This is a genomic window from Pseudomonas sp. MPDS (genome assembly GCF_013283895.1).
Lineage (GTDB): Bacteria > Pseudomonadota > Gammaproteobacteria > Pseudomonadales > Pseudomonadaceae > Aquipseudomonas > Aquipseudomonas rhizophila.
In genome coordinates this window covers 5,371,498-5,394,937 of sequence record NZ_CP054128.1, presented here as the reverse complement: position 1 = coordinate 5,394,937, position 23,440 = coordinate 5,371,498, and the positions used below count along the sequence as shown (strand labels likewise).

Here is a 23,440-nt window from a genome sequence, read left to right as displayed (position 1 = left end):
AGGTGAACATATGACCATCATCGCCAGTTTGTTACGCGCCGCCGAGCTGCCGGATTCGCCCACGTCCCGACTGGATGCCGAATTGCTGCTGGCCGCGGCACTGGGCAAGTCCCGCAGCTTCCTGCACACCTGGCCCGAGCGAATCGTGCCAAGCGAAGCGGCGTTGGTGTTCTCTGAATACCTGCGCCGCCGTCGTTCTGGCGAGCCAGTGGCTTATATCCTCGGGCAGCAAGGCTTCTGGAACCTGGACCTGGAAGTGGCGCCCCACACCTTGATTCCGCGTCCCGACACCGAACTGCTGGTGGAAACCGCGCTGGCCTTGCTGCCGGCCGCACCGGCGAGGGTTCTGGATCTGGGCACCGGCAGCGGCGCGATTGCCCTGGCATTGGCCAGCGAGCGCCCGGCCTGGACAGTCACCGCGGTCGACCGTGTGCTGGAGGCGGTGGCCCTGGCCGAACGCAATCGCCAGCGCCTGGACCTGCGCAACGTCACGGTGCTGAGCAGCCACTGGTTCAGCGCTTTGGACGGTGAGCGTTTTGAGCTGATCATCAGCAACCCACCCTATATAGCCGCCACCGATCCTCACCTGGCCGAGGGCGACGTGCGGTTTGAGCCGGCCAGTGCCCTGGTGGCAGGGCACGACGGGCTTGATGATTTGCGCACAATTATCACCCAGGCCCCCGATCATCTTGAAACGGGTGGCTGGTTGATGCTCGAGCACGGTTACGATCAGGCCGACGCGGTGCGTGATCTGCTGCAAACCCAAGGGTTTACTGAAGTCCACAGCCGCCAGGACCTGGGTGGGCATGAGCGCATCAGCCTGGGGCGCCTGCCGTGCTGAACGATCAGGAGCTGTTGCGCTATAGCCGGCAGATTCTGTTGCAGCACGTCGACATCGACGGGCAACTGCGACTCAAGCACAGCCGCGTATTGATCGTCGGCCTCGGCGGACTCGGCGCTCCGGTGGCGTTGTACCTGGCCGCTGCTGGCGTCGGTGAGTTGCACCTGGCGGATTTTGACACGGTCGACCTGACCAACCTGCAACGCCAGATCATCCACGACACCGACAGTGTGGGCCTGAGCAAGGTCGATTCGGCGATGCGTCGCCTGACGGCGCTCAACCCTGAAATCAGCCTGGTGCCTCACCCACAGGCCATGGATGAAGACAGCCTGTCTGCTGCCGTTGCGGCAGTGGATGTGGTGCTGGACTGTTCCGACAATTTCTCCACCCGCGAAGCGGTGAATGCGGCGTGTGTCGCTGCAGGCAAACCGCTGGTCAGCGGTGCGGCGATTCGCCTGGAAGGGCAGTTGTCGGTGTTTGATCCACGCCGCCCGGAAAGCCCCTGCTATCACTGCCTCTACGGCCACGGCAGTGAAGCCGAGTTGACCTGCAGCGAAGCCGGTGTGCTCGGGCCGCTGGTGGGGTTGGTGGGCAGTCTGCAAGCCCTTGAAGCCTTGAAACTGTTGGCCGGTTTCGGCGAACCACTGGTGGGGCGCCTGCTGTTGATCGACGCCTTGGGCAGCCGTTTTCGTGAGCTGAGGGTCAAGCGTGATCCGGGGTGCAGCGTCTGCGGTGGCAGCCAGCATGAGTGAAGCGCCGGTCGGTGTGTTCGATTCGGGTGTCGGCGGGCTGTCGGTGCTGGGGGAGATCCGTCGGCTGTTGCCCAATGAGTCACTGCTCTACGTTGCAGACTGTGGGCATATTCCCTACGGCGAGAAAACCCCGGAATTCATCCGGCAGCGCTGCGCAATCATCGCCAACTTTCTCCATCAGCAGGGCGCCAAGGCGCTGGTGGTGGCTTGCAATACCGCGACGGTTGCCGGGGTCGCCGATTTGCGTCGCGATTATCCCCACTGGCCCATTGTCGGCATGGAGCCGGCGGTCAAACCGGCGGCGGCCGCCACTCGAAGTGGCATTGTCGGTGTGCTGGCAACCACTGGCACATTACAAAGCGCCAAATTCGCCGCGTTACTTGATCGGTTCGCCACCGATGTGCAGGTGATCACCCAGCCGTGCCCCGGGCTGGTAGAGCTGATCGAAGCAGGCGATCTCCAGAGCCCGGCTTTGCGTCAATTGCTGCAGGGCTATGTCGAACCTTTGCTGGCCGCCGGCTGCGACACGCTGATCCTGGGTTGCACGCACTATCCCTTCCTCAAGCCATTGCTCAAGCACATGGTCCCCGCGCACATCAGCCTGATCGACACGGGGGCCGCCGTTGCCCGGCAACTTCAACGCCTGCTCGCTGAACGCGGCCTCCTGGCCGCCGGTCCCGCCAGCGAAACGCGATTCTGGAGTAGCGCAGATCCGATACATTTAAGAAAAATCCTACCAACGCTATGGAATTCGTCCGGCGTTGTGCGAAGCTTCAGTCTGTAAAAAAACCTGAAAAATACCTAAATCAGGCTGAACTTCTGTTTTAACGCGGATTTCTATAGCTTTGTCTGTTTGTAACAAAACTAACTAAGTCTGTTCGGAAAAGGATGTTTCTAATGAAGCGTTTATTCTGCTTGGCCGCACTTGCGGCTGCATTGTTGGGGCACACTTACTCCGCACAAGCGGCAGGTGTGGAGTTTGGGGTGGGCCAGACCGGCGAGTCGACCATGACTTACCGCTTGGGTATGCAGTTCGATTGGGACAAGAGCTGGTTGCAGAGTGATGTAGGTCGCCTGACCGGCTATTGGAGCGGCGCTTACACGTATTGGGAAGGGGATGAGGCCTCCAGCAATCACAGCCTGTCGTTCTCGCCTGTCTTTGTGTATGAGTTTGCCGGTCAAAACGTAAAACCCTACATCGAGGCGGGTATCGGTGTTGCGTTGTTTGAAAATACCCAAGTGGAAAACAACCAGCTCGGTACGGCTTTTCAGTTCGAGGACCGCATTGGTTTCGGCCTGCGCTTCAACGGTGGACATGAAGTGGGTATTCGCGCCACTCATTACTCCAACGCCGGCATCAAGTCGACCAACGACGGTGTCGAAAGTTACGCGCTGCACTACACGATGCCGCTGTAACCCAAACCCGTGGGAGCGAGCCTGCTCGCGATAGCGAAGTATCAGACAACCTCATATTGACTGGTCTACCGCTATCGCGAGCAGGCTCGCTCCCACGGGCTACCGATACGCAGTCGCAATCCCTTTGCGTTCTTCAATACATTCCGGCGCGCCCATCTCGAACTCGCGGCAGATCAGCGGGCGTTTTTCGTAGATCGTGCACCTCATGCTGTCGCGATCCAGCGCCGCGCACCAACCATCGTCGAGCCGCAACATCACTTCTCCACCCCATTCGTCCGTGTCGATAAAGCGTTCGGGCACGCCAGTGTCAGTGATCAGCATGACTTCCAGTTGGCAACAGCACGCCGCGCACGTCGAACAAGTGACGGCAGGCTGGGGGATCTGATGGACAGGGATGGTTTTCATGGCGCGCAGTGTAAGGCAACCGCGCCCCTCAGGGTTGGCCCTTGATCGGGCACCCATTCCCCGCTTTATCTGAGTTGACGTCAGTGAGCATCGATTCGGTCGATGAAGGTAGCGGCCAGAGTACGGTCATGGACGAAACGGGGAGCGCCACTTCATGGGGGCGCTCGGCCAGTTGTTTCAGCACGTGATGTGCCGCCGTTTCGGCCGTCCACTGGACTGGGGCCGGAAAACAGTCGTCGAGACTGAGCGAAGGGCTGTCGAAGCCCGGATGAACCAGCGTCACGTCGATGCCCTCGGCCACCAGTTCGACGCGAGCCGACTCAAACAGAAAACGCATGCCTTTGCCGTCGGCCTCGCTATATGACGGTGGCAGGTAAGTCGCCGGGCTGGCGATGCCCACCAGATGGGACCGGTTGCCTGCACGCAGCAATGGCAGGGCAGTGTGAATGCAGAAGCTGGCCGCTATCAGATTGCTGCGCACAATGTGTTCGATGATCAAAGGGTCGGCGGGTTGGCCGTCGATGTATTCGGCGGTTCCTGCATTGAGAATCACGGTGTCCAGCGAGCCCCACTGCCGGGCAATCTGTTCGCCGATCTCGCGTACGGTCTGGCTGTCGGTCAAGTTGCCGGGCACCGCCAGTACTTGTCCCGGATAACGTGCCGAAAGGTCTTCACTCGAGCGCGACGAGCGCGAGCTAACGGCCAGGTGTGCGCCGGTTTTGAGTATCGCTTCGGCCAACGAAACGCCGATTCCGTTGCCCGCGCCGGTCAGCCAATATCGCTTACGAGTTTCTAGACCCATTCCATACTTCCTTCGCCGAGCAGAGTGCACGAGTTTGGTATAAGACTGTATGGCCGCAGGGTTGAAATTGCATCTTACGGTCCGTGTTTTTCTGTTCGCTGATCGCCCGATTTCTTGGTTTTACACTTATCGAGTTGGCAGGTTTCTGAACGCCTGCAATGCACGAGCCCGGGACTGACCCAGGTCGACAATCGCCGGAGGATAATCCGTCACGCCAAACAATCGGCCCTGCATGTTTGGATTATGGACCTGTTGCTTATCGAGATCGTTCAGTTCAGGTAACCAGCGTTTGATGAACAATCCTTCACGGTCGAATTTTTCCGATTGACTCAAGGGGTTGAAGATCCGAAACCAGGGCGCAGCATCCGTCCCGGTCGAGGCGCTCCACTGCCAGCCGCCGTTGTTGGCGGCCAGGTCGCCGTCGATCAGGTGTTGCATGAAAAAGCGCTCACCCTCGCGCCAGTCGATCAGCAGGTTCTTGGTCAGAAACATCGCCACCACCATCCGCAAACGGTTGTGCATCCACCCGGTTTCCAGCAACTGGCGCATGGCCGCGTCGATGATCGGCAAGCCAGTGCGTGCCTGTTTCCAGGCCTCCAGCTCTTCAGGGGCGTTGCGCCAGGCCAGCGCTTCGGTTTCCGGACGGAACGCGCGATGGCGAGACACCCGTGGATAGCCCACTAGAATGTGTTTATAGAACTCACGCCAGAGCAATTCATTGATCCATGTCACAACACCGACATTTCCGCTCTCGAATTCACCCTGGTTGGCCTGCAGCGCCGCATGCAGGCATTGGCGTGGCGAGATCACACCCGCCACCAGGTACGCCGAGAGCTGGCTGGTGCCTGGCCTGGCGGGAAAGTCCCGTTCGCTCTGGTAATAATCGAGGTGTTGCTCAGCGAAGGTGTCCAGGCGCCGCCGGGCTTCGTTTTCACCCGCTGGCCAGAGGGCGCGCAGCGTTTCACTCGCAGGCGAGAAGCCTTCGACTTGCGTGGGCACCGGGTCGCTGACAATGCCGGTGGGTGCCTGCCGGGCCGGTTTGGCGACCAGGCTTGGCAGCGAAAAGTGCAGGCGGCTGTAACAGACCTTGCGGAACTGGCTGAACACCTGGAAATAGGTGCCGGTCTTGGTCAGCACACTGCCGGGCTTGAACAGCAACTGGTCGAGGTGGCTGTGAAATTCGATGCCCTGGCCCTGCAACGTTCGGGCAACTTCGGCATCTCGGTGGGTTTCGTTCAAGCCGTATTCTTCATTGACATGGACGGCGTCGATTGCCAGTTCGTGGCACAGCGAGAGCAGAATCTGCGGTGCCTGATCCCAGCGTGCAGCGTGGCGGATCAGCAGCGGGATGTTCAACGCCTCCAGGGCAGTGCTCAACGAGGCGAGGTTACGCAGCCAAAAGTCGATCTTGCACGGTGCATCGTCATGCGCGCGCCATTGTTCCGGGCTCGGCAGGTACACCGCCACACAAGGTCCCCGGGCTGCTGCGGTGGCGAGGGCGGTGTTGTCGTGCAGGCGCAGGTCGCTGCGCAGCCAGATCAGTTGCGTGGGTTTTTTCATTCAAATAAGTGCTCTGCGACTCAGTTCGCGGTAAGCCGATAACGGATCTTCGGCCCACGTAAGGTTGTCGGTCGAAATGCCTGTGGATAACCGGGCGTGATGGATCGATGCGGCCGGGCCGGCGATGATGATCGGGCAATCCACTCCACTGATCAGCTTGGGCAGTTGGGACAGGTTCAGCGCGTTGCTGGAGTACAGCAGCACTCCACGGGCTTTGAGGCGTTCGACGGCCAAGGCCAGTTCGCCTGCGGGTATCGGCCCATCGAACACTTCCACGGGGCAATCGGCGCTGCTGGCCAGCCAGGCGCTAAGCCACAATTGGGGTTCCAGGGGCAGGTCCGAATGGTTGACCAGCAGCAATGGCGCACCGCGCAACTGACGATTGTTGTGGTAGATCCGACTGCCGAATTTGCTGCGCAGCCAGGAGTACAGAAACACCCGCTCCAACTGCGCACCGAACTGGCCTTGCCAGCGCAATTGCAGTTCGGCCAGCAAAGGCAGCAACAACTGCTCGCACACCGTCCAGGGCGGATAAAGCGCCATAGCCTGGTTGACCAGATCATCGACCTGACGCTCGGCCAGTTGCGTGACCGCCAGCATCAGGGCGTGGCGCTGACGCTGCCAGTCGTTTTCCAACGGTTCACTGGGCGGCTGCGGTGTGTCGAGCAGCGGTTTTATCTTGCTCACCGCCACCCCCCGATCGATCCAGGTGAGGATGCTCAAGATACGTTGCACATGATCGGCATTGAACAGTCGGTGACCCTTGGGGGTGCGGTGCGGCACGATCAGGCCATAACGGCGCTCCCAGGCTCTTAGCGTGACGGCATTGACCCCGGTTTGGCGGGCAACTTCGCGTATGGGCAGCCAGCCCTGCGCCAGGGCTTTGGCGAAGTCGGCCCCCAGGTCTTCGCTGGCGCTGGAATCAGGTTCGCTTTTCATCAAATGGCATTTCGCAGACTGAGGTTTTCCGGGTGTGGTTGCAGGTAGACCTGCTGCGCCAGATAGGGATCGGGATGCAGGCGCAAGTGATGCTTGAGCAAGGTCAGCGGAACTACCAGGGGTACGATGCCGAGGCGGTATTGCCCGATGAGGTGTTGCACTTCCTGCTTGTCTTCGGCGTTGATGGCGCGTTTGAGGTAACCGCTCAGGTGTTGCAGCACATTGGTGTGAGTGCGGCGGGTGGCGCATTTCTTCAAAGCAGCCATCAAGGCGCTGAAGTAGCGTGCGCCCAGCTCGTCAGGATCGGCCTTGCCCATGTTGCCCAACAGATTGCCCAAGGCCTTGTATTGCACCGGGTTATGGGCCATCAACAGATATTTGTAGCGCGAGTGAAAGTGGATCAGGTCACGGCGTGTCAGGCCTTTGCGGCGCAGCGGTTGCCAGGCCGCGTAGGCAAATACCCGGGTCAGGAAATTTTCCCGCAGCACCGGGTCGTTCAGGCGACCGTCTTCCTCCACCGGCAAGTCGGGGTGGCGCTCGCAAAACGCCTGGGCATAGATGCCGCGTCCGCCGCCGTCCTGTGGCACGCTGTTGTGATCGTAGACCTTGACCCGCTCCAGTCCGCAGGACGGCGACTTCTGCATGAAGATGTAGCCGCAGATGTCATCCAGTTCCTCGGCCATCTGCTCTCCGTAAGCGGCCAATGGCCGGGTTACATTGAGGTCGTGCCTGACCGTACCAACCGCGTCAGGCCGTTCGGGATTACCCACCAGCCGGATCGGCTCGCGGGGGATGCCCAGGCCAATGGCGACTTCAGGGCAGACCGGCACGAAGTCGAAGTAGTCGACCAAGGTACGGCTGCATAGCTGCGATTGCTTGTGTCCGCCGTTGAAGCGAACTTCAGCGCCCATCAGGCAGGCGCTGATAGCGATTTTCGGTTTGACGACGGCATCATGGGGCATGGGCGACCTCTGATTTCAAATCTTGTACAAAATAACATTTGTGTACAATATTTTCATCATAGATCCGAACGCGCACAAGTCAACCGCTTTTGCGTGTGGGGCGATGTGGTTTTTGCGCAGACAGGCTGCTGCCTGTTTCGACAGCAGCGGGTGACGTAGGCTGGCGCGTTCTATTGCAGGCTGGCGTGCAGACGGCGTGCGGCTTCCTGACCGCTTAGCCAAGCACCTTCGACACGACCGGACAGGCACCAGTCGCCACAGACATACATACCCAGGTCGGCATCGGCCAAGGCGCCCCATTCATGGTTGCCGGCGGGGCGCGCGTAAAGCCAGCGATGGGCCACGCTGAAGCTGGGCGCAGGCATAGCACTGTGCAGCAGTTCGGCGAACGCGCCGTGCAGGTGTTCGATCACCGCTTCCTTGGCCATGTCGATGTGTTGGCGACTCCAGTCGCTGGTGGCGTGCAGCACCCAGGTGTCGAGCGTGCTGTCGCGCCCCGGTTTGCTGCGGTTGCGAGCCAGCCAGTCGAGGGGGCTGTCCTGGACGAAGCAGCCTTCCATGGAGGTATCCAGCGGTGTTTCGAAGGCCAGGGCCACGGCCCAGGTGGGGTCCATCTTCACGCCCGCCGCCACTGCGGCCAGCTTTGGCACGGCCGCCAGCAATGCCGTGGCCTGGGGCGCGGGCGTGGCAATCACCACCTGGCCGAAGGGGCCGTGGGTGAAACCTTCCGCGTCCTGCAAGTGCCAATGTTCCTGACCGCGGTACACCTCGGTGATGCGGCAGGAGAACTGCACCTGCAACTCGCCAAGCAGGGCACGGGTGATGGCGCTCATGCGCGGGGTGCCGACCCAGCGGGTCTGCTCATCCGGCGACGGGCTCAGTTGCCCATCCTTGAAATGATAAAGCTGAGGTGTCCATTCCGCCGCCCAGCCCTGGGCTTGCCAACGCTGGACTTCCATCACGAAGCGGCGATCGCGGGCAGTGAAATACTGCGCGCCCATGTCCAGTGCGCCGGCATCACTGCGCTTGCTGGACATGCGTCCGCCACTGCCATGGCTTTTATCGAAGAGTTGAACGACATGCCCGGCCTCCGTCAGGGCCTGGGCGGCTGAAAGTCCGGCGATGCCGGTGCCGATGATTGCGATAGGTACAGTCATGAGGGCCTCGTTTACCTTTCTGTACAGACTACGCCGTCGTTTAAACCTGTACAATTAGGGTTTTTGGTATAAGTTTTACCGTTCGCGTTTTGACAGGGTGACCTATTGTTAAACACAGACCCTGCCTGATACGAAAAATCCCTGCTTATAAAAATAGACTAATGGGCTGGGTAAAACGCGATGCGAGGAACACTTCATGCACATATTGCTGACCGGCGGTACTGGTTTGATCGGACGTCAGCTCTGCCGCCACTGGTTGGCGCAGGGCCATCGCTTGACGGTGTGGAGTCGTCGCCCCGAAGACGTGGCGAAGATCTGCGGCGCGCAAGTGCGGGGTGTCGCCAGGCTCGAGGAGATTGCCGAGCCGGTGGATGCGGTGATCAACCTCGCGGGGGCACCGATTGCGGATCGACCCTGGAGCCATAAACGCAAGAAGTTGTTGTGGAGCAGTCGCATCACCCTGACAGAAGCGTTGTTGGCTTGGCTGGAGCGTAGCGAACACAAACCCGGGGTATTGATTTCCGGTTCCGCGGTGGGGTGGTACGGCGACGGTGGCGAACGTGAGCTGACCGAGGACTCGGGACCGATGAGCGAGGACTTCGCCAGCCAGTTGTGCATCGCCTGGGAGGAAACCGCGCAGCGCGCCGAGGCCATGGGCATACGGGTGGTACTGGTTCGCACCGGTCTGGTCCTGTCGGCCGAGGGCGGCTTTTTGTCGCGGCTGCTGCTGCCGTTCAAACTGGGGTTGGGCGGGCGTATTGGCAATGGCCGGCAGTGGATGCCGTGGATTCACATTGCCGATCAAATCGCTCTGATTGATTTTCTTCTGCACCGCGATGAGGCCAGCGGTCCTTATAATGCCTGCGCGCCGAACCCGGTGCGCAACCGCGATTTTGCCAAGGCCCTGGGGCACGTGCTGCATCGGCCGGCCGTGGTGCCGATGCCGGAACTGGCGCTGAAGGTCGCATTGGGAGAATTGTCATTGCTGTTGCTGGGCGGCCAGCGCGCAACGCCGGCCCGATTGCAGGCGGCGGGTTTCACTTTCCGGTTCACTGATTTGCATGCGGCTCTCGACGATTTGTCGGACCGCCTTTGAAATAGGACGTTGCATGACCGATCACGCGTTGCTTCTGGTGAATCTGGGTTCGCCTGCTTCTACTTCGGTGGCCGATGTGCGCCGCTACCTCAATCAGTTTTTGATGGATCCCTACGTCATCGACCTGCCGTGGCCGGTGCGGCGCTTGCTGGTGTCGCTGATCCTGATCAAGCGCCCCGAGCAATCGGCCCATGCCTATGCGTCGATCTGGTGGGACGAGGGCTCGCCGCTGGTGGTGCTCAGCCGTCGCTTGCAACAAGCCATGACTGCGCAATGGACCCAGGGGCCGGTTGAGTTGGCGATGCGTTATGGCGAGCCGTCCATTGAGTCGACCCTGGTGCGCCTGGCAAGCCAGGGCCACAAGAAGATCACGCTGGCGCCGTTGTATCCGCAATTTGCCGACAGCACAGTCACCACGGTGATCGAAGAAGCCAAGCGGGTGGTGCGCGAGAAGAAGCTCGATGTGCAGTTCTCGATTCTCCAGCCGTTCTACGATCAGCCGGAATACCTCGACGCCCTGGTTGCCAGCGCCAAGCCGTATCTGATGCAGGATTACGACCACCTGCTGTTGAGCTTCCATGGTTTGCCCGAGCGGCACCTGACCAAGCTCGACCCCACGGGTTTCCATTGCTTCAAGGACGCCGACTGCTGCAAAAATGCGCCGCCTGAGGTCATGGCTACGTGTTACCGCGCGCAATGCATTCGCACCGCCGACCTATTCGCCCAGCGCATGGGGCTCAAGGATGGCCAATGGTCGGTGTCGTTCCAGTCGCGACTGGGGCGCGCCAAGTGGATCGAACCCTACACCGAAGCGCGCCTGGATGAACTGGCTAAAAGTGGCGTGAAAAAAGTGTTGGTGATGTGCCCGGCGTTTGTGGCCGACTGCATCGAAACCCTGGAAGAAATCGGTGATCGCGGGCGCGAGCAATTTCGTGAGGCGGGCGGGGAGGAGTTGGTGCTGGTGCCGTGTCTCAATGATGATGTGCAATGGGCGCAGGCGTTGAGCACCCTGTGCGAGCGGGCACCGATCGCTCTGTAAAATTCAAGGGCCCAATCGCGAGCAGGCTCGCTCCCACAATGGATCTCGAGTGTTCAAAGATCCGCTGATGTGGGAGCGAGCCTGCTCGCGATAGCTATCTGACTGGCAGCACAAAACTTCAAGCTTGAGTCAGATCAGCGGCTCATCCGCCTTCTTCTGCTTCCAACCGTCATTGCCCGGCAGGATCAGGTTCAGGGCGATCGCCACCACCGCGCACAGCGCGATGCCTTTGAGGCCGAAGTCGTCCGGGCCGGTGCCGGTGCCTACCAGCACACCGCCGATACCAAACACCAGCGTCACCGAAACGATCACCAGGTTGCGCGCTTCGCTCAGGTCGATCTTGTGGCGGATCAGCGTGTTCATGCCCACCGCCGCGATCGAACCGAACAACAGGCACAGGATCCCGCCCATCACCGGCACTGGGATGCTTTGCAGCAGCGCGCCGAACTTGCCGATGAACGCCAGGCTGATGGCGAAGATCGCCGCCCAGGTCATGATTTTCGGATTGTAGTTTTTGGTCAGCATCACCGCGCCAGTGACTTCGGCGTAGGTGGTGTTGGGCGGGCCGCCGAACAGGCCAGCTGCCGTGGTGGCGATGCCATCGCCGAGCAGGGTGCGGTGCAGGCCGGGTTTTTTCAGGTAGTCGCGACCGGTCACGCTGCCCACGGCGATGACCCCACCGATGTGCTCGATGGCTGGCGCCAAAGCCACCGGCACGATGAACAGGATCGCTTGCCAGTTGAACTCCGGCGCGGTGAAGTTCGGCAAGGCGAACCATGGCGCGGCGGCGATTTTGGCGGTGTCCACTACACCAAAATAAAACGCCATGGCAAAGCCCACCAGCACGCCGGAAATGATCGGCACCAGGCGGAAAATGCCTTTGCCGAACACCGCGACGATCAGGGTGGTGAGCAGCGCCGGCATCGAGATCAGCATCGCCGTCTGGTAGGCAATCAGCTCGGTGCCGTCGCCGGCCTTGCCCATGGCCATGTTGGCGGCAATCGGTGCCATGGCCAGGCCGATGGAAATGATCACCGGCCCAATCACCACCGGCGGCAGCAAACGGTCGATAAATCCGGTGCCCTTGACCTTCACCGCCAGGCCCAGGAAGGTGTAGACGAAACCGGCCGCCATCACCCCGCCCATGGTCGCGGCCAGGCCGAACTGGCCCTTGGCGAGAATGATCGGGGTGATGAAGGCAAAGCTCGATGCCAGAAACACCGGCACCTGACGCCCGGTGACGATCTGGAACAGGATTGTTCCTAGCCCCGCGGTGAACAGCGCTACGTTCGGGTCCAGCCCGGTGATCAGCGGCATCAGTACCAGCGCGCCGAAGGCGACGAACAGCATCTGCGCGCCAGACAATACCTGGCGCCAGAGCGGATCGTTGAACTCATCCTGCATGCTCAAGCGTCCTTCTGCTTGGTGCCGAAGATCTTGTCGCCGGCATCGCCCAGGCCCGGGATGATGTAGCCATGTTCGTTGAGTTTCTGGTCGATGGAAGCGGTGTAGATGGTGACGTCGGGGTGAGCGTCTTCCACGGCCTTGATGCCTTCGGGGGCCGCCACCAGCACCATGGCGCGGATGTCACGGCAACCGGCTTTTTTCAGCAGGTCGATGGTGGCGACCATGGAGCTGCCGGTGGCGAGCATCGGATCGATGATCATTGCCAGGCGCTCGTCGATTTCCGGCACCAGTTTTTCCAGGTAGGTGTGCGCCTGCAGGGTCTGCTCGTTGCGGGCCACACCCACGGCGCTGACTTTGGCGCCCGGGATCAGGCTCAGCACGCCTTCGAGCATGCCGATGCCGGCACGCAGGATCGGCACCACGGTGATTTTCTTGCCGGCGATTTTTTCCACCTGGACCGTGCCCGCCCAACCGTCGATTTCATAGGACTCCAGCGGCAGGTCCTTGGTGGCTTCGTAGGTGAGCAGTGCACCGACTTCCTGGGCAAGTTCGCGGAAGTTCTTCGTGCTAATGTCGGCGCGGCGCATCAGGCCGAGTTTATGTCTGATCAGCGGGTGGCGGATCTCGAGGATGGGCATGGGGAAAGCTCCGGCGGCGGGCAAAAAAACCGGCCTAGATTAATCTATCCGAGGGTGTTGTCCTATAGACAATACAGAACGTTAGTCCACAAACGCTTGATCTGGCCGGGCGGGATGCGTACCTTTGCCCGCTTTTCCGACCCCGTCCCTCCCCCAACCTCCCCTGGAGAGCGCCATGTCCGCTGATCTCGAGCATATCCGTCAAATCATGCGAGAGGCTGACTGCCTGTACACCGAAGCCGAAGTCGAAGCGGCCATCGCCCGTGTCGGCGCGCAAATCAACGACCAGTTGGCCGATTCCAACCCGGTGGTGTTCTGCGTCATGAACGGTGGGCTGATTTTCTCCGGCAAGCTGCTGACCTACCTGAACTTCCCGCTGGAAGCGTCCTACCTGCACGCCACCCGTTACCGCAACGAAACCAGCGGTGGCGACCTGTTCTGGAAAGCCAAGCCGGAAGTATCGTTCATCGACCGTGACGTGCTGATCATCGACGACATCCTCGACGAAGGTCACACCCTGGGCGCCATCATCGACTTCTGCAAACACGCCGGTGCCCGCGCCGTGCACACCGCCGTGCTGATCGACAAGGACCATGACCGCAAGGCCCGTCCGGACCTGAAAGCCGATTTCGTCGGTCTGCCGTGCATTGACCGCTACATCTTCGGCTACGGCATGGACTACAAAGGTTACTGGCGCAATGCCAACGGTATTTTCGCCGTCAAAGGAATGTAATCGATGAACCAGCCGGGCTTTCTGGATCAAGCGCTGTTCAACGAACTGGCCGAGAAAGCCACGGCCAGTCCTCGCGGGCGCCAACACCACAATTTTCATCAGATGGACGAGCCTTGCCATCGCATGGCGGTTGGCTTGCAGCCGTCCACTTACATCCCGCCGCATCGCCACCTGAGCGCCGACAAGGCTGAAACCCTGCTGGTGCTCAAGGGCCGGCTCGGTGTGTTGATCTTTGATGAAACCGGGATGGTGGTGGACAAGCGAATCCTGCAGGCCGGTGGCGATTGCCTTGGTGTCGACCTACCGGCCGGCGTTTACCACGGTTTAGTGGTGCTGGAAGCCGACAGCCTGATGTTCGAGTGCAAGGCCGGGCCTTACCGCCCGGTGGGCGATGGCGAACTGGCCCCCTGGGCGCCCCGCGAAGGCGAGGCGGGGGTGGCGCAGTACCAGGCCTGGATGCGCGCTCAGTTCGACTGAGCGGTGCTTCTGTGGCGAGGGAGCTTGCTCCCGCTGGGCTGCGCAGCAGCCCCAATTGCAGGTGGATGCTACGCACCCAAGCGGGAGCAAGCTCCCTCGCCACAAAAAGCTGTGTGGCAACAGATCAATCAGGCCGGGCTCGAGTGTGCAGCGCTACCGGCGAGCCATTTTTCGCTTTTGGCCCGTGCCTGCTCCAGGGTCTGCACATACGCCAGTTGGCGCTGCTCGCGATGGATGCCGGCGCGGCGCAACTTCAGGCGTACCCGTGGCGCGGTTGCCACCAGAATCAGGCCGATGCCCTGCTTGCGGTAGTCCTTGAGGATACTTTCAAAAGCCGCCAGCGCAGTCATGTCCAGCATCGGCACGGCGCTCATTTCCACCACCATCACCCGAATCCCCGGATCGAATTTGCGCAGCACATCCAGGGCCTTTTCTGCCGCGCCGAAAAACAGCGGTCCGCGAATGGCGTAGCAGCGGACGTGCTCGGGCATCTCCAGCAGGGCCTGATGAAAATGGCGCGGCAGTTCGGCGGTGTCCGTCAGCTCGCTCATGCGTTTGATGAACAGCCCGGCGGCCAGCAGCAGGCCGACGGCGACGGCCAGGACCATGTCGAACAGTACGGTCAGGCTCAGGCAGGTCAGTAGCACCAGCACGTCACTGCGTGGGGCGATACGCAAGGTGTGCAGCACGTGTCCGGCTTCGCTCATGTTCCAGGCCACCATCACCAGCAATGCCGCCAGCGCTGCCATGGGCAGATAGCTGAACAACGGCGCCAGCAGCACAATCGCCCCCAGCACCACGAGGCTGTGAATGATCGCGGCCAATGGCGAAAACGCGCCGCTGCGCACATTGGTGGCGCTGCGGGCAATCGCCGCCGTGGCAGTGATGCCGCCGAACAGTGGCGCCACCAGATTGCCCAGGCCCTGGCCGATCAGTTCGGCGTTGGGGTCGTGTTTACTGCCGGTCATGCCGTCGGCCACCACCGCGCACAACAGCGACTCAATGGCACCGAGCATGGCGATGGCAAAGGCAGGCCCGAGCAATTGGCGGATCAGATCGTAGGACAGTTCCAAGGAGCGGCCCTGATTGTCCGGGAGATTCCAAGGCCAGTCGAAACTCGGCAAAAATGGCGGGATGCCGGGGTAACTGATGCCGTCGACCACGTAGCTGAAACGTTCGCCCAATGTCGCGATTTGCCAGCCGCCGCTTTCCAGCGCCAGCCCCAACAGCGCACCCACCAACAGGGCGACCAGATGTCCCGGAACACGCGGCACCCAGCGCGGCCAGACAATCAATACCGCCAGGCAGATGAGGCCGATAAGGCCGTCGCCGAGCCGGGCGCTGGGCAGCGCCGTGATCAAGGCGCCCAATTGCTCGATGTAATGCTCGGCGTTGCCGACAGTGGTCAGGCCCAACAGGTCTTTGAGTTGCAGGGTGGCAATGACCACGCCGATCCCAGCGGTAAAACCGAGAACGACCGGATAAGGAATGTACTGGATCAGCCGCCCGGCCCGCATCAGGCCCAGCGCTATCAGGATCATGCCCGCCAGCATCGTGCACAGCAGCAGGCCGCCCAGGCCGTATTGCTGGGTAATGGGCAGCAGGATCACCACGAACGCCGCTGTCGGCCCGCTCACGTTGAAGCGCGAGCCGCCGGTGAGGGCGATCAGGGGGGCGGCCACTAGCACCGTGTACAAGCCATGCTGCGGCGGCACGCCGACGGCGATTGCCAGGGCCATGGCCAAGGGGATGGCAATGATGCCGACGGTCAGCCCGGCCACCAGATCGCCGCGCAGGCGCTCAAGGGTGTAACCGGCGCGCCAGGTTTGGCGCCAAGCGGCGAATATCGGTGGGGCGGAGAAGGACATGGGCACTCCACGAAATGAGCGGGGCAAATACCAAATACCCGGCAAACACCTAACCAGTGGCGAGGGGATTTATCCCCGTCGGGTTGGGTGATCTGTCTGATTCACCGAGTATCCGGTTTAGGTCTGCTTCGCAGCCCAGCGGGGATAAATCCCCTCGCCACAAGGGGCATCATGTGATGCGAGGGCTGATGGCTCCTTGAGTATGCCGTGCTCGTGGCGCGGATGTATTGACCTGGATCGTTATTTTTACCGCCTGGGCTCATGCTAGAGTGCCGGGCCAAGATCCTGGAGCCTGTCATGAGTGTACTGACCCGCCGCTGCGCCGCTCTGCTGCTGATGTCCAGCCTGTCGTGGGCGGCCGTTGGCGCACCGATGCACAGTCAATTTCTGCCCCCCGACGATCTGGCGGTACGTCAGGAGCAACCCGAACACCAGCAATTGCTCCAGGTCACCGAGTATTCGGTGGTGCTGGGCAATCAGCGTCAGTCCAACCAGCAACCGATACCGGTTACATCGCCGTTGCTGGTGCGCCTCAAAGGTAAACCCCTGAACAAAGGCGCCACCCTCAACCAGGTGATCTTGAACTTCGATGGCGAAAGCAAAAGCCTGAAAAAACCTGCCTTCGACGAGGCGAGCAAGACTCTGACCCTGTCTTATCCACAGGCCCAGTATCAAGTGGTGATCGATCTGCTGCGCAGCGACACGGTGTACGTGCAGTTCCTCAGCTACGCCAACGGCCATATCTGGGCCGACCTGCACACCGGTGCTGTACGCCCGCGTTGAGCCCCGAGGCCTGCCGGGGGTAAACTGCCCGCCCCCGTGAACTGTGCGAGCTGGAGCCCGGCAATGCGTAAAGACAAGAAACAAGTGATTGGTGACGAGATTGGCGATGAGCAGATCAAGCTGTTCCTCAATTTCGATCCGGTCGATGCCACTTCGCCGTCGCTGCACAAACTGATCAAGGCCTACCGTGGCCTGCGGGTCGACGACTTCGAGCGCTTTCTGACGTTTTTCGTCGAGGCCGGCTACGACCTCAATGGCAAGGATGAGCATGGCAACGATTTCGTGGCGCTGATCCAGGACCAGCGTAATGCCGAGGAGTACATCGAGTTGATCAACAAGGCTCGTGGCTGATTACTAAGCGGCCTGCCTCGCAGGCCAGCGGGAGCAAGCCCTCTCGCCACGACAGCTTCTCCCATAAAAAAACGCCCCGTTCTCAGAAAGAACGGGGCGTTTTTTTATCCGGCAGAATCAAGCGAAGCTGGGTGTCTCGCTGCTTTCTTCAACCAGTTCCAGGGCGACGTTGTTCTGCGCATTGACCTTGCGATACAGCGCCGCGTCGGTTTCCAGCACTTTTTCCCGCGCCGGGAAGATCTCAGCGAGTTTGCTCGCCCATTCTCCCTTGGCTTTGTCCGGGAAGCAGCGCTCGATCAGGTCCAGCATGATCGAGACGGTCACCGAAGCACCGGGCGAGGCGCCGAGCAAGGCGGCGAGGGTGCCGTCCTTGGCCGCCACCAGTTCGGTGCCGAACTGCAGGACACCGCCTTTCTTCGGGTCTTTCTTGATGATCTGAACCCGTTGGCCGGCCACTTCCAGGCGCCAGTCCTCGGCTTTCGCCTCGGGATAGAAGCGACGCAGGGATTCCAGGCGCTGCTCCATGGACTGCATCACTTCGCTGATCAGGTACTTGGTCAGGTCCATGTTGTCCCGGGCCACGGCCAGCATCGGGCCGATGTTGCCGGCACGTACCGACAGCGGCAGATCCATGAGCGAACCATGCTTGAGGAACTTGGTGGTGAAACCGGCGTATGGCCCGAACAGCAGGGATTTCTTGCCATCGACCACGCGGGTGTCCAGGTGCGGCACGGACATCGGTGGCGAGCCCACGGCGGCCTGGCTGTAGACCTTGGCCTGGTGATGCTTGACCACTTCCGGGTTGTCGCAACGCAGCCACTGGCCGCTGACCGGGAAGCCACCGAAGCCTTTGCTTTCTTCGATGCCCGACGCTTGCAGCAGCGGCAATGCCGCCCCACCGGCGCCCAGGAAGACAAACTTGGCATCGACGTCACGGCTGCTGCCGGAATTGACGTCCTTGATGCTGACGGTCCAGCCCGCGCCGTTGCGCTTGAGGCCGGTGACGCGCTTGCAATACTTGACCTGGGTGTCCGGGGCGCTGGTCAGGTGCTTGAGCAACTGGTTGGTCAGGGCGCCGAAGTTGACGTCGGTGCCGTTCATGACGCGGGTGGCGGCGATGACTTCGTCAGCTGGCCGGCCCGGCATCATCAGCGGCATCCACTCGGCCATCACGGCCTTGTCCTCGGTGTATTCCATGTCAGCGAAGGCGTGATGCTGGCGCATCAGTTCAAAGCGCTTTTTCAGGAACGACACGCCTTTTTCACCCTGCACGAAGCTCAGGTGCGGGACGGGGGCAATGAAGGATTTGGATGAGCCGAACGTGCCTTTTTTGGTCAGGTACGTCCAGAACTGCTTCGACACCTCGAACTGGGTGTTGATGTGCACGGCTTTCTTGATGTCGACACTGCCATCGGCCGCCTGGGGCGTGTAGTTCAGCTCACACAGCCCGGCGTGGCCGGTGCCGGCGTTGTTCCACGGGTTGGAACTCTCCGCGGCACCGGAATCCATCAACTCGACGACTTCCAGCGAGATCGCGGGGTCGAGTTCCTTGAGCAGCACGGCCAGGGTGGCACTCATGATGCCGGCCCCTACCAGAACTACATCGACTGCTTCGTTATGCGCCATTTAACGCGTCTCCAAAATCTGCAGCACCAAATTGTCGGCATGGCGGCCAGGAGTGGCGGGGCAGGTCAGTTGCGCCCCAGGTATCCATGGCCAGGATCGCCATGTCCGAATCTTCGCAATTTTTCGCAACTACTGCGGATGCATGCAGCCTGGCCTCAGAGTCCCATGAACTCATTTAAGCGCCGGGCAGGCAATTCGACTTATGGCCGAGACATCCGTTCGTGCAACCAAATCCGTAGCGGACAGGCTTCAGGCGCCGGTTCTTGAACGATAGGCGGTCCTGTGTCGTTGGGCTGTTTCAGACGCTAATGGTGCTTGTTCAGACGCAAAACTATTCATTTGCTCGCCACACTCTCGTGAAGTTGTGAAAACCCGTTTTTTCACGCTCTTTTGAAGACGTGAACCTCAAAAAAGGGCTGTCCCAGCCTGGCACCGCGCCCGGTTTGGTTTGCCCCCATGTAATACATGACAGGCAAAACGGGCAGACAGCTCAGTGACCGAGCGTAATGACAGCTCTGCAGATTCGCGAAAAGTGGTGATTTGCTTGAAAAACAGCAAGCGCGCCAGCTTCACTCGATCTGTGTGGGCGGCTCTCTGTGGGCGGTGCGGGGTGCCAATACAAGCGCATTAGCGGTGTTGCGAGGCCCGATCAGGAGACGTCCTTATAATCGGGGGCAGATTGTATCGAAGAAACGCAGGGAAATGGTCGTGTTTAATGACTTTTATTAGCCATCCGGTCAGACGGCCAACAGTTGACGGTTGCGTGGGCGAGCGCCAAGGGTTTGCACGCGGGCGCTGGCGGGCAATGGCTGGTGCAGCCAGTTCAAGCGAATCTCTTCGATTTCCACCCAACCTTCACCCATGGGCTGCAGGTTGCATTGCTTGAATGCCTGGCAACGGCCGTTGCGGTCCAGCAGGGCGAAGCAGCGGTGCTGTGGGCGCGGGGTGAACAGGGAAATGAGAAAACGCATGGTCGGACACCGTGTCGGGGAGCTTGTGCCAAGGCTGACAGGAGGCCATGACATGCCGGTGTAAGGATCATGACAATGGCATGACACGAACCGGTTTTCCCATGGAGTGTCAGACATTTGAGTATTCATCGTGCAGCGCTAGTTCACCGCCATGGCGCACCGCTATACTGCTGGCCTGTTTGTGCCCGATTCTGGAGAGAAGAGCATGTTGCAACGCCTGTTGTTCGGTTTGATCGCTGTGACCAGTCTGGCCCTCGTCGGCTGCGCCCACAGCCCGCAACAACTTAACCCGGAGCCCAAGCTCAACGCCCAGCTGGCGCCCGTGGGCCGCGGCCAGCCGGTGGTGGTACGGGTGGTGGACGGTCGTCCGTCGCCGACCCTCGGCACCCGCGGCGGGCTGTACCCGGAAACCAGTGTGATCACGGTGCAGGGCGCGCAGATTTTGCCCAAGCTGCAGGCCCAGGCCGAAGCGGCGGTACGTTTGCTGGGCTTCACCCCTACCGCCAACGCGATGAATGCACCGCAACTGACCGTCACCCTGGCCGAGTTGAAGTACCAGTCGCCCAAGGAAGGTATGTATGTGACCGAAGCCACCATCGGCGCGACCTTCCGCTCCGAGGTGCAGAACGCCAATCGTCGTTACAGCGGTCGTTACGGTGCCTCGCTGGACCAGCGCTTCGGCATGGCGCCTAACCAGGACACCAACACCAAGCTGGTCAGCGACGTGTTGAGCGACGCCCTGACACGCCTGTTCAAGGACCCGACCATTGGTCAGGTGCTGGCTGAGTAAGTAGGACGTTCCGTAACCCCTGTGGGAGCGAGCCTGCTCGCGATGGCGGATCAGTCAACATTGAGGTGACTGACACTCCGCTATCGCGAGCAGGCTCGCTCCCACAGTTTTTTGCAAGCAAGAAACCTTCATGCAGCCTGGGAATACAGCTCCAGCACACTGATACCGGTCAGCAGATCGGTCTCCGGAAGGTCGGCGTGTTGATGGCCGCCAAGGGCGCAATACACCAGCCAATGCCGATCCTGTACGTTGAAGGACAGGCTGCCGACGAGGTTCTGTTGTTCGTCGCTCGGGCTGATGAGATAGAGACGATCCTGGTTTTCGGCGTGGAGCATGGTGGGTTCCGGGCAGGTTTGAAGGGCGACAGGGTGGCCTATTCAGATGACGAAACCGTGACGCCTGGAATTAGCCGGATTGAACCTGTGGCGAGGGGATTTATCCCCGCTGGGTCGCGAAGCGGCCCCTGGGACGTCTGCCTTGCTTAAGCGTTTGCGAGCGCTGCGCACTCGAGCGGGGATAAATCCCCTCGCCACAAAGTCTGCGCGCCATCGCCCCAACTGATCGTTATTGGTCGGAAAAAGTGCAGTAGGCGAGGGCGCTTTCGGTAGAATTCACGCCGATCGTAGGTCCCGGGCGCGTCCTGTCCGTTTATTGCTTGAGGTTTGTGATGTCGCTGCATTTGTTTTCGTTGTTCGCTGCTCACCCCGCCAAACTGATCAACCTGCTCGCATTGTTGTTTGCCTGCCCGGGCGGTTGGGTGCTGCATGCCACGCGCCGCCGTGAACAACGGGCGCGGGCCTGCCTTGAGGCGCGCAAGAGCGACGGCGACGAGCGATTCGAAGCCTTGCTGGACCTGGCGACCCAGCGCATGAACCGGTTTTTCTACCGTTTCGGCTTTGCCTGCCTGGGCCTGGCACTGCTGGTGTCGTGGGTCAGCACCCAGTTCTGATGGATAAAAAAAGATCGCAGCCTTCGCCATCGCCTACAAGATGAACAATCGATTCATGTAGGCGCTGGCGAAGGCTGCGATCTTTTTGACAGGCGTCGCTTAAAGCGCCAATCCCGCCTTGACCCGATACTGATTACGCACCGGTGTCGCGTATTGCAGCACCAGGAATGGGCGGTGCTCCGGCGGGCAAGCGTCCAGCCGGCGCTGCCATTCTTCCTGGGCCTTGGCCAGTTCATCGGCGCCAAACACCTCGGCCGCTGTCGGCACCTGCAACTGCGGGTCGGCGTCGGCCCATTGGGCGTAAGCCAGGTAATGCACCGGGAACAGGCGGTAGCCGCCGAGAATCTGCCGGTCCATTTCCTGGGCCAGTTGCTTGGTGTCCTCGAACAGCTCGGTGATCGGCGCGGCGAAGTTCACGTGGACCCGCCCCTTGTAGCCGGTAATGCCCTTGGCGATGCTCACGTCGTCTTCGCCCGGTGCCTTGGTGTAGGTGCCGGTGGTGGCGCGGATGTACAGCTCGCGGGCCTTGGCCTGGTCGCACGGGTCGTATTCGTAGCTGATGGACACCGGCGTGAGGTTCAGCGACTGGATGACCTCGCCGAAGGGTTCGTCCTTGCGGCTCATGTGGAACATCTTGAGGATCGCCGATTCGGTGCGGTCGTCACCGTCCTTGGCCCGACCCTCGGCCTGGGCAATCCAGATCGAGGCGCAGTCGTTGCGGATCGAGTGATTGATATAGGCCGAGAGCAACTGGTACGCGGCCATTTTTTCCCGCCGTCCGGTGATGGAGCGGTGCACGATGAAGCTTTTGTTCAGACGCATCAGATCGCTGACAAAGGGCTTCTGCAGCAGGTTGTCGCCGATGGCGATGCGTGGCGTCGGCAAGCCGGCGTGGTACACGGCGTAGTTGACGAAGGCCGGGTCCATCACGATGTCGCGGTGGTTGGCGATGAACAGGTACGCGCTACCGGATTTGAATTGCTCCACCCCGGTGTAGGTCACGCCATCGGTGGCACGCTCGATCGTGTGGTCGACATAGAACTCCACTTTGTCCTGCAAAGTGGCGACCGATGTCACGCCGGCGAACTCACGACGCAACCTTTGCGCTATAAGAGGCTTGAGCATCCAGCCGAAAGCCCCGGCCAGGCGTGGGAAGCGGAAGTGGGTGAGGATATCTAGAAACGCCTTGTCGCCGAGCAGCCGTGCCAGCACCGCTGGGACTTCGCTGTCGTCGTAAGGTCGGATGGCATCGAATTCGCCCATCATGCTCTCTTGTAGGAAACGGCTAGGGTAAGTAAAGGTTCGATCGAAAAACCGACAGGGCACGGCCTGGAAGATCCGCCAGACAAAAATAGCCCTGCAAATAGACCGGCGATTATACGCACAAGTCACCTGGGAGACCGCGATGCTGGAAACCGCTCCGTATGAATGTCCGTATTGTGGTGAGGAAGTGGAAACGCTGGTGGACCTGTCCGGCGGTGATCAGACCTATATCGAGGACTGTCAGGTCTGTTGCCGACCGATAACATTTGTCCTGCAGGTCCACGATGAAGAATGGCATCTGGAAGTCTTCAGTGAAAACGAATGATGGGGGACGTCCATGCAGCGAATCTACGAGCTGGAAAACCTGATGGAAGGTGAACTGCTCCAGGGCATGCTCGCCAGCGAAGGCATCACCGCCCACCTGGTGGGCCGTGACCTGGTGGGCGGCGCCGGCGAGTTGCCGATGTATGGCCTGCTGGGACTGGCGGTGGAGGACGACCAGGCGCAATACGCCCGGGAGCTGATCGCCGCCTACAATGCCGCGTTGCCATTGCCCGGCGATGAGCCGGACAGTTACCCCGGCACATTGGTCTGTTAGGCTGGCGACCGTTTGAT

At 60.7% G+C, this 23,440-nt stretch carries 27 protein-coding genes; 14 read left to right on the top strand and 13 right to left on the bottom strand.

The window, feature by feature from the left end; genetic code table 11:
* Positions 1–10: 10 nt before the first annotated feature.
* The 4 genes from prmC to HQ912_RS23980 all read left to right on the top strand — a co-directional run bounded on the left by prmC (position 11) and on the right by HQ912_RS23980 (position 3,009).
* Entirely contained in the window at positions 11–841 is an 831-nt protein-coding gene (prmC, locus tag HQ912_RS23995; RefSeq protein ID WP_076386306.1) for a peptide chain release factor N(5)-glutamine methyltransferase, read from the top strand.
* Entirely contained in the window at positions 835–1,593 is a 759-nt protein-coding gene (locus HQ912_RS23990) for a molybdopterin-synthase adenylyltransferase MoeB (protein ID WP_047229400.1), read from the top strand. Before prmC ends, HQ912_RS23990 begins: the two co-directional genes overlap by 7 nt.
* Complete coding sequence (gene murI / locus HQ912_RS23985; protein ID WP_139051144.1) at positions 1,586–2,377, top strand: glutamate racemase; 792 nt, start codon at positions 1,586–1,588, stop codon at positions 2,375–2,377. The genes HQ912_RS23990 and murI overlap by 8 nt, the downstream gene beginning before the upstream one ends.
* A 113-nt stretch (positions 2,378–2,490) precedes the next feature.
* Entirely contained in the window at positions 2,491–3,009 is a 519-nt protein-coding gene (locus tag HQ912_RS23980) for an acyloxyacyl hydrolase (RefSeq protein ID WP_047229402.1), read from the top strand.
* Positions 3,010–3,108: 99 nt separating this feature from the next.
* Here HQ912_RS23980 and HQ912_RS23975 read toward each other — a convergent pair whose 3' ends face one another.
* From HQ912_RS23975 to HQ912_RS23950, 6 genes are all read right to left on the bottom strand, one after another.
* Positions 3,109–3,414, bottom strand: coding sequence for a YkgJ family cysteine cluster protein (locus tag HQ912_RS23975; RefSeq protein WP_076386300.1), 306 nt, complete (start codon positions 3,412–3,414; stop codon positions 3,109–3,111).
* Positions 3,415–3,442: 28 nt separating this feature from the next.
* On the bottom strand, positions 3,443–4,216 hold the full coding sequence (locus HQ912_RS23970) for an SDR family NAD(P)-dependent oxidoreductase (RefSeq protein WP_173407382.1): 774 nt from the start codon (positions 4,214–4,216) through the stop codon (positions 3,443–3,445).
* 126 nt (positions 4,217–4,342) lie between these two features.
* Positions 4,343–5,776 carry a deoxyribodipyrimidine photo-lyase gene (gene phrB / locus HQ912_RS23965; RefSeq protein WP_076386296.1) on the bottom strand — a complete coding sequence of 478 codons (1,434 nt, stop codon included), beginning with the start codon at positions 5,774–5,776 and terminating at the stop codon, positions 4,343–4,345.
* Positions 5,777–6,715 carry a MerR family transcriptional regulator gene (locus tag HQ912_RS23960; protein WP_047229406.1) on the bottom strand — a complete coding sequence of 313 codons (939 nt, stop codon included), beginning with the start codon at positions 6,713–6,715 and terminating at the stop codon, positions 5,777–5,779. It lies immediately after the preceding gene.
* Positions 6,715–7,677, bottom strand: coding sequence for a YbgA family protein (locus tag HQ912_RS23955; protein ID WP_047229407.1), 963 nt, complete (start codon positions 7,675–7,677; stop codon positions 6,715–6,717). The genes HQ912_RS23960 and HQ912_RS23955 overlap by 1 nt, the downstream gene beginning before the upstream one ends.
* Positions 7,678–7,847: 170 nt before the next feature.
* A complete protein-coding gene (locus HQ912_RS23950; RefSeq protein WP_047229408.1) occupies positions 7,848–8,834 on the bottom strand; it encodes an NAD(P)/FAD-dependent oxidoreductase in 987 nt (328 codons plus the stop codon).
* Between the two features lie 196 nt (positions 8,835–9,030).
* Here HQ912_RS23950 and HQ912_RS23945 point away from each other — a divergent pair, with 196 nt between their 5' ends.
* Positions 9,031–9,930: a TIGR01777 family oxidoreductase gene (locus tag HQ912_RS23945; RefSeq protein WP_173407381.1), complete on the top strand. Its 900-nt coding sequence runs from the start codon at positions 9,031–9,033 to the stop codon at positions 9,928–9,930.
* A 13-nt stretch (positions 9,931–9,943) separates the two neighbouring features.
* Positions 9,944–10,969, top strand: a complete 1,026-nt coding sequence (gene hemH, locus HQ912_RS23940) for a ferrochelatase (protein ID WP_047229410.1) — start codon at positions 9,944–9,946, stop codon at positions 10,967–10,969.
* A 129-nt stretch (positions 10,970–11,098) separates the two neighbouring features.
* Here the strand turns inward: hemH and HQ912_RS23935 are convergent, their stop codons facing one another.
* Both HQ912_RS23935 and upp read right to left on the bottom strand, forming a co-directional pair.
* Positions 11,099–12,373: a uracil-xanthine permease family protein gene (locus HQ912_RS23935; protein WP_076386292.1), complete on the bottom strand. Its 1,275-nt coding sequence runs from the start codon at positions 12,371–12,373 to the stop codon at positions 11,099–11,101.
* A gap of 2 nt (positions 12,374–12,375) precedes the next feature.
* A complete protein-coding gene (gene upp / locus HQ912_RS23930; RefSeq protein WP_030138594.1) occupies positions 12,376–13,014 on the bottom strand; it encodes a uracil phosphoribosyltransferase in 639 nt (212 codons plus the stop codon).
* 175 nt (positions 13,015–13,189) lie between these two features.
* Here upp and HQ912_RS23925 point away from each other — a divergent pair, with 175 nt between their 5' ends.
* Entirely contained in the window at positions 13,190–13,747 is a 558-nt protein-coding gene (locus HQ912_RS23925; protein ID WP_047229412.1) for a hypoxanthine-guanine phosphoribosyltransferase, read from the top strand.
* Between the two features lie 3 nt (positions 13,748–13,750).
* On the top strand, positions 13,751–14,224 hold the full coding sequence (locus HQ912_RS23920) for a WbuC family cupin fold metalloprotein (protein ID WP_173407380.1): 474 nt from the start codon (positions 13,751–13,753) through the stop codon (positions 14,222–14,224).
* Between the two features lie 128 nt (positions 14,225–14,352).
* Here HQ912_RS23920 and dauA read toward each other — a convergent pair whose 3' ends face one another.
* Positions 14,353–16,092, bottom strand: coding sequence for a C4-dicarboxylic acid transporter DauA (gene dauA / locus HQ912_RS23915; RefSeq protein WP_047229414.1), 1,740 nt, complete (start codon positions 16,090–16,092; stop codon positions 14,353–14,355).
* 297 nt (positions 16,093–16,389) lie between these two features.
* Here dauA and HQ912_RS23910 point away from each other — a divergent pair, with 297 nt between their 5' ends.
* Positions 16,390–16,875 (top strand): hypothetical protein, encoded by a 486-nt coding sequence (locus HQ912_RS23910; RefSeq protein ID WP_047229415.1) that lies wholly within the window; start codon positions 16,390–16,392, stop codon positions 16,873–16,875.
* A gap of 63 nt (positions 16,876–16,938) precedes the next feature.
* Entirely contained in the window at positions 16,939–17,226 is a 288-nt protein-coding gene (locus HQ912_RS23905; protein WP_047229416.1) for a PA4642 family protein, read from the top strand.
* Positions 17,227–17,343: 117 nt separating this feature from the next.
* On the opposite strand, the gene mqo is transcribed toward HQ912_RS23905, so the two are convergent.
* Together mqo and HQ912_RS23895 are read right to left on the bottom strand one after the other, a co-directional pair.
* On the bottom strand, positions 17,344–18,852 hold the full coding sequence (mqo, locus tag HQ912_RS23900) for a malate dehydrogenase (quinone) (protein WP_047229417.1): 1,509 nt from the start codon (positions 18,850–18,852) through the stop codon (positions 17,344–17,346).
* A 737-nt stretch (positions 18,853–19,589) separates the two neighbouring features.
* Positions 19,590–19,823: a hypothetical protein gene (locus HQ912_RS23895; RefSeq protein ID WP_047229418.1), complete on the bottom strand. Its 234-nt coding sequence runs from the start codon at positions 19,821–19,823 to the stop codon at positions 19,590–19,592.
* Positions 19,824–20,028: 205 nt separating this feature from the next.
* Between HQ912_RS23895 and HQ912_RS23890 the strand changes: the two genes are divergently transcribed.
* Positions 20,029–20,613 (top strand): YajG family lipoprotein, encoded by a 585-nt coding sequence (locus HQ912_RS23890; RefSeq protein ID WP_047229419.1) that lies wholly within the window; start codon positions 20,029–20,031, stop codon positions 20,611–20,613.
* A gap of 128 nt (positions 20,614–20,741) precedes the next feature.
* Here the strand turns inward: HQ912_RS23890 and HQ912_RS23885 are convergent, their stop codons facing one another.
* Positions 20,742–20,948 carry a hypothetical protein gene (locus HQ912_RS23885; RefSeq protein ID WP_047229420.1) on the bottom strand — a complete coding sequence of 69 codons (207 nt, stop codon included), beginning with the start codon at positions 20,946–20,948 and terminating at the stop codon, positions 20,742–20,744.
* 332 nt (positions 20,949–21,280) lie between these two features.
* Here HQ912_RS23885 and HQ912_RS23880 point away from each other — a divergent pair, with 332 nt between their 5' ends.
* Positions 21,281–21,562: a hypothetical protein gene (locus HQ912_RS23880; protein WP_047229421.1), complete on the top strand. Its 282-nt coding sequence runs from the start codon at positions 21,281–21,283 to the stop codon at positions 21,560–21,562.
* 99 nt (positions 21,563–21,661) lie between these two features.
* Here HQ912_RS23880 and HQ912_RS23875 read toward each other — a convergent pair whose 3' ends face one another.
* Positions 21,662–22,828 carry a 1-acyl-sn-glycerol-3-phosphate acyltransferase gene (locus HQ912_RS23875; protein ID WP_047229422.1) on the bottom strand — a complete coding sequence of 389 codons (1,167 nt, stop codon included), beginning with the start codon at positions 22,826–22,828 and terminating at the stop codon, positions 21,662–21,664.
* 139 nt (positions 22,829–22,967) lie between these two features.
* Between HQ912_RS23875 and HQ912_RS23870 the strand changes: the two genes are divergently transcribed.
* Together HQ912_RS23870 and HQ912_RS23865 are read left to right on the top strand one after the other, a co-directional pair.
* The gene (locus HQ912_RS23870) at positions 22,968–23,150 is read left to right on the top strand and encodes a CPXCG motif-containing cysteine-rich protein (RefSeq protein ID WP_047229423.1); all 183 of its coding nucleotides are present in this window, start codon (positions 22,968–22,970) and stop codon (positions 23,148–23,150) included.
* Between the two features lie 12 nt (positions 23,151–23,162).
* Positions 23,163–23,423, top strand: coding sequence for a putative signal transducing protein (locus HQ912_RS23865; protein WP_014340166.1), 261 nt, complete (start codon positions 23,163–23,165; stop codon positions 23,421–23,423).
* The last annotated feature ends 17 nt before the right edge of the window (positions 23,424–23,440 follow it).